This is a genomic window from Undibacterium sp. SXout7W, from assembly GCF_049339385.1.
GTDB lineage: Bacteria > Pseudomonadota > Gammaproteobacteria > Burkholderiales > Burkholderiaceae_D > Undibacterium.
On the sequence record NZ_JBMPPF010000070.1, the window covers coordinates 1 to 573 of the forward strand.

Annotated in this window: 1 protein-coding gene; it reads right to left on the reverse strand. The window is 43.5% G+C overall.

The genetic code is table 11. The features are described 5' to 3' along the window. Positions 1-23: 23 nt before the first annotated feature. Positions 24-573: hypothetical protein (locus tag ACO0LB_RS20525; protein WP_423052546.1), on the reverse strand; the 550-nt coding region annotated here is incomplete at its 5' end.

The window sequence follows — 573 nt, forward strand, 5'->3', positions numbered from 1 at the left end:
AGTGATGCTTCTATGGAGTGGCATTAGTGGCTCACCTCATTGGGTTTGATGCTAGATGGGCACCTGATAGAGAATCTGCGCGCTGAAAAGCTTCTTGCTTTCAGCTCACCACTTGAATAGCTCAAGAATCCAATTGGGGTCATCGTAGGCAATTCCAAACAATTTGAAAGCATTTTAGGAATGGATGGCATAGCCACTCTACATGATCCGGAACTGCTTGAATGACCAATATCACACTGGAAGGCATTGTAGTCAAAATGCATGATGTCACCCATCCAGTGCAAATCCCCTATTAAACCTGCGGAAGGTCTGCCAGGTGGACTAACTTGATCACACAACCATGATTTATTTTCTGGTGATACAACCAGCTTGTAGTCAACAGAGATAACTGGGTCCAGATTCTCCTGAGAAATAGTGCAATTATCCAAACCCTCCACAGTGTAATCATCATTGGTAGTAGATGAACCTACTTGATATACACTATAAGCTAGTTTTCTATCAAACATGACTTCATTCGTGGCTAGCCAGCAACCCCATTTCCAGATGCAGAATATACCAGCTCGATCATGTGGG